Source organism: Mesorhizobium sp. M7A.F.Ca.CA.004.04.2.1 (assembly GCF_004022825.1).
In the GTDB taxonomy this organism is placed as follows: Bacteria; Pseudomonadota; Alphaproteobacteria; order Rhizobiales; family Rhizobiaceae; genus Mesorhizobium.
The window spans coordinates 1-4,103 of sequence record NZ_RZPH01000532.1; the positions used below are offsets into that span (position 1 = coordinate 1).

At 63.0% G+C, this 4,103-nt stretch carries 5 protein-coding genes and 1 pseudogene; 2 read left to right on the forward strand and 4 right to left on the reverse strand.

The features are described 5' to 3' along the window. Nucleotides 1-27 precede the first annotated feature (27 nt). A pseudogene (locus EN893_RS21835) lies at nt 28-309 on the forward strand (pyruvate kinase alpha/beta domain-containing protein); the annotation flags it as partial. 44 nt (nt 310-353) lie between these two features. Here EN893_RS21835 and EN893_RS21840 read toward each other — a convergent pair. The 3 genes from EN893_RS21840 to ykgO all read right to left on the reverse strand — a co-directional run bounded on the left by EN893_RS21840 (nt 354) and on the right by ykgO (nt 2,451). Next, the gene (locus EN893_RS21840) at nt 354-1,418 is read right to left on the reverse strand and encodes an alpha/beta hydrolase (protein WP_127272236.1); all 1,065 of its coding nucleotides are present in this window, start codon (nt 1,416-1,418) and stop codon (nt 354-356) included. 189 nt (nt 1,419-1,607) lie between these two features. Continuing rightward, nucleotides 1,608-2,213 (reverse strand): hypothetical protein, encoded by a 606-nt coding sequence (locus EN893_RS21845; protein WP_127271008.1) that lies wholly within the window; start codon nt 2,211-2,213, stop codon nt 1,608-1,610. 112 nt (nt 2,214-2,325) lie between these two features. Further along, nucleotides 2,326-2,451, reverse strand: a complete 126-nt coding sequence (ykgO, locus tag EN893_RS21850; RefSeq protein ID WP_006327841.1) for a type B 50S ribosomal protein L36 — start codon at nt 2,449-2,451, stop codon at nt 2,326-2,328. Nucleotides 2,452-2,693: 242 nt separating this feature from the next. Here ykgO and EN893_RS21855 point away from each other — a divergent pair, with 242 nt between their 5' ends. Next, nucleotides 2,694-3,116 (forward strand): lysozyme inhibitor LprI family protein, encoded by a 423-nt coding sequence (locus tag EN893_RS21855; protein ID WP_127271006.1) that lies wholly within the window; start codon nt 2,694-2,696, stop codon nt 3,114-3,116. Nucleotides 3,117-3,122: 6 nt separating this feature from the next. On the opposite strand, the gene EN893_RS21860 is transcribed toward EN893_RS21855, so the two are convergent. Beyond that, on the reverse strand, nt 3,123-4,103 hold a 981-nt coding region (locus tag EN893_RS21860; RefSeq protein WP_128361767.1), incomplete at its 5' end, for a 5-(carboxyamino)imidazole ribonucleotide synthase.

The window sequence follows — 4,103 nt, forward strand, 5'->3', positions numbered from 1 at the left end:
GCGACAGCGCGATAACAGGCACCTGCGGCCGCCCGCGAGCGGCCGCAGGTGCCTGTTATCGCGCTGTCGCCGATCCTCAACACGGCGCGGCGGCTGTCGCTTTTGTGGGGCACGCATTGCGTCGTCTCACCCGACGCCGTCGATCTCGACGACATGGTCAATCGCGCCTGCCGCATCGCCTTCGACGAAGGCTTCGGCAAGCCTGGCGACCGCGTCATCATCACCGCGGGCGTGCCGCTGCGGACACCGGGTTCGACCAACATGCTGCGCATCGCCTATATCGGTTCGGACACACAAGTCAGCCGCTAGATTCCTGAAGCGTGTCGCCTCTGAACGGATTCAGGCGGCCCGCTTTAGGTCGGCGCGAGTTCGGCCTGCGGTACCTTGATATCGGCGCATCTGCCGGCGCCGTAGGCGTCGCCGGCGATGCGCGCCTCCACGGTCCTGGCCATCGCCGGCAGGTCCATATTCTTGCCAGCGACCTTCTCGATGGCGCCGACGGTCAGGTCGGTCGCGATCCAGTCTGGCTTGTGACCGAGATTGTGCACCCACACGAGTTCGGCACCGGCAATGTCGCGCGCCAGGCCGACCGAATGGATATGTGCATAGACCACCTTGTCGCGATCGCCTGAAATCACCACGGTCGGCGCCTTGATCTCGGCGTAACGCGGTGCGGTGGCGAGCGCGTAGCGATAGAGCCCGGCGACATCGGTGGCGTTGGCACGAAAGGCTGTTGGTCGCAGCACCAGCGGGATAGAGACCGAGCTGAGGTAATTGTCCGGCACCTTGTTGGGCGAAAAGACGCAGGTGGTGGCGTCGGCCATCTGCAGGGTTCCGGCCGGATAGGTCAGCGTTTCGGAAAACAGCCAACCGAGCACCGGCATGGTGGTCAGATCGTAGTACCAGGCGGTTGCGCCGCCCGGCCATGGGTGGGTCGCCGGTGCGAGAAAGACGAGCCCGAGTGTCTTGTCTGGATGTTCGCGGCCAAAGGCCGATGTCACCACGCCGCCGAAGGAATGGCCAACGATGACAGCCTTTTTGATGCCGAGATGGTCCATCAGTGCGGCAATGGTGTTGGCCTGCGCCGACGGGTTCTCGTTGTTGGTGCCGCGACCCGACCAGCCATGGCCTGGCCGGTCGAAGAACAGCATTTCGGCGCGGCCTTCGAGCAAGGGGCGCAGCGGCAGCATCTGGTCCCTGAGATTGGCGCTGGCGCCATGGATGAAGACGATCGGCGGCAACTCGGCATTGGCGGGCGCCGGAACATGGACATAGTGGATGCGGGCGCCGTCGATGTCGGCGAACTCGCCGATCGGCGGATTACGACGCTCGATCAGCCATGACCCGACGCGGGTGACGCCGACAAAGCCGAAGACAAGCGCCATCAGGAAGGCAAGGGCGGCGTAGATCAGGTTCATGGGGGAGATACGAGGTGGAGGGGGATAAGTTGTAGGGTAGGCAGTAGGCAGTAGGCAGTAGGCAGTAGGCAGTAGGCAGTAGGCAGTAGGCAGTAGGCAGTAGGCAGTAGGCAGTAGGCAGTAGGCAGTAGGCATGTGTGTTCCGCAGAGCGGTCTGGACCTACTGCCTAATCCCTACTGCCTATTCCCTTAAATGCCTTCACCGGCAAGTTCCTCCGAAATCGTGCCGACCTGGTCCTGGGCGCTGCGCATCATCGGATAGATGGCCAGCACCTTCTGCCAGGCCTCGAGCGCCGATTGCTTGTGGCCGGTCAGCGCCATGATCTGCGCCAGGCCGGACAGCGCACCGAAATGGCGCGGCTCGAGCTGCAGCGTTTGGTCGATGTCGGACATCGACTTGCCGTAGTTCTTCATCATGAAATGGACGGTGGCACGCCGGTTCCAGCCTTCGGCATAAGTCGGCTGCAAAGTCACCACCTGGTCGAGGAAATCGAGCGCGACGTCGAACTTCTGGCCCTCGACGGCTTTTTGCGACCACTGCATCATCAGGTCGATCGAGGCGCTGCCGGATTGCGACCACTCGCTCCAGATGTTGCCGGCGATGCGCTCGGCCGCCTTTTCGTTGCGCTCGCGTTTCAGATCGCTGAACAACTGGTCGAGGCGGGCTTGTTTCGTCGTTGCGGCGGGCGGCGCGTCCTGAGTGGCCGGCGGCGCGACAGCATCGTCCGCCCATGCCGGGCCATAAATGACGCCGGAAACAAGCAGAGATGTCACAAATGCAAAAAGAATCCGCATCGCCGGACTCTAGTCCCGGGCGACGGAACGTCAAACTGAATTTGGCGTGAAAATGCCGGCAGGCGGCAACAAGCATCAAATGGGGGGAGGCAACAGCCTCCTGCCCGAAAACTCAGCCCTGGCGTGCCTTGTAGCGCGGGGCGGTCTTGTTGATGATGTAGACGCGGCCCTTGCGGCGAACCAACTGGTTGTCGCGGTGACGCGCCTTCAGCGCCTTGAGCGAATTCTTGATCTTCATGGTCTTGCCTGTCGGTGTGGACCCGGTCCGGGTCGAAATTTTAAGGCGCGCCAGAAGACGCGCCTTTGAACTGTGGGAGGCTCATAAACGAGGAGCCTTGTCCCTGTCAACCGCAAGCGTGCTCCATAGCGGCTGTGAATCGTCCCTGTCATCAATTATCCGCCATGTCGGCCTTGCGGCATTGCGCGGCCCTGGGGCCGGCTGGGATGATGCGGTCGCCGTGAAGTGATTTGGAGAGAACCATGCGCCGAATGTTCCTGTCCGCCTGCCTTGTCCTGCTGGCGGCAGCTTCGGTTGCTCGCGCGCAGGAATGCGACCGCAGCGACGATAGCCAGCAGATGATGAACATCTGTGCCGGCGAAGACTATCAGGCGGCCGACGCCAAGCTCAACAAGGCCTATCAGGACCTTACCAGCTCGGATGACGCCGGCGGCAAGAGATTGCTGCAGGTGGCGCAGCGCGCCTGGATCACTTTTCGCGATGCCGAATGCGCGCATTCCACCGCCGCCAGTCAAGGCGGCTCGATCCATCCGATGGCAGTATCGCAATGCCTGACCAGATTGACCAATGATCGCATCAAGCAGCTCGCTGCCGCGGCCAATTGCGAGGAAGGCGATGTGAGTTGCGCCAATCCAGGCGAGGACGAGAGCGACGATTTGCAGTAGGCAACCCTATGAGGCGCGACGGCTGATCCGAGTGAAATGCCCCATCTTGCGGCCGAGCCGCGCTTCGGCCTTGCCGTAGAGATGCAGCATCAGATCGGGCTCGGCGAGAAGCTCCGGGACGCGCAGCACATCGTCGCCGATCAGGTTTTCCATCACACAGTCGGAATGGCGGTCCGGGGCGCCGAGCGGCAGGCCGGCGATGGCGCGGATATGCTGCTCGAACTGCGAGACGATACAGGCGGCTTCCGTCCAATGGCCGGAATTGTGCACGCGCGGCGCGATCTCGTTGGCCAGCAGCGAGCCGTCCGCCAGCACGAAGAACTCGACGCCGATGACGCCGACATAGTTCAGCGCCGACAGGATCTTCGATGCGGCCGTTCGGGCCGCTTCCGCCGTCTCCGGCATAATGGCGGCCGGCAAGGTCGATGTGTGGAGAATGCCGTTGCGATGGATATTCTCGGCTGGATCGTAAGCGACAACCGCACCGTCCAGCCCACGCGCCGCGATCACCGATATCTCGCGCTCGAACGGCACGAAGGCCTCCAGGATCAGAGGCACATTGCCCATCGCCTCGCATGTGCCGGCGAAGCCGCCGGCTTCCATGTTGCGGAAGACGCGCTGGCCTTTGCCGTCATAGCCCATGCGCCGGGTCTTCAGGACACCGCTGCCGTCGAATGCTTTCAGCGCCGCGATCAGCTGGTCATCATTGTCGACGGCGTGGAAATCGGCGGTGGCAATGCCGATGCCGTTGAGGAATGTTTTTTCGTCCACCCGGTCCTGCGCCACTTCCAGCGCACGCGCCGGCGGATAGACCGGAACCTTGGCGGCCAGCGCACTGGCGGCTGCAACCGGCACGTTCTCGAACTCGTAGGTGACGACGGAACTCGAGCCTGCCAGTTCGGCAAGGGCGGCCGGGTCGTCATAGGCGGCTGTTATCTGCCGGTTGGCGACCTGTGCCGCGGGGCAATCCGCTTGCGGCTCCAGCAC

Excerpts from the sequence above, each read along its gene's own strand:
- EN893_RS21840 (WP_127272236.1), bottom strand. The coding sequence starts at position 1,418 with ATGAACCTGATCTACGCCGCCCTTGCCTTCCTGATGGCGCTTGTCTTC.
- EN893_RS21845 (WP_127271008.1), bottom strand. The coding sequence starts at position 2,213 with ATGCGGATTCTTTTTGCATTTGTGACATCTCTGCTTGTTTCCGGCGTC.
- ykgO (WP_006327841.1), bottom strand. The coding sequence starts at position 2,451 with ATGAAGATCAAGAATTCGCTCAAGGCGCTGAAGGCGCGTCACCGCGAC.
- EN893_RS21855 (WP_127271006.1), top strand. The coding sequence starts at position 2,694 with ATGCGCCGAATGTTCCTGTCCGCCTGCCTTGTCCTGCTGGCGGCAGCT.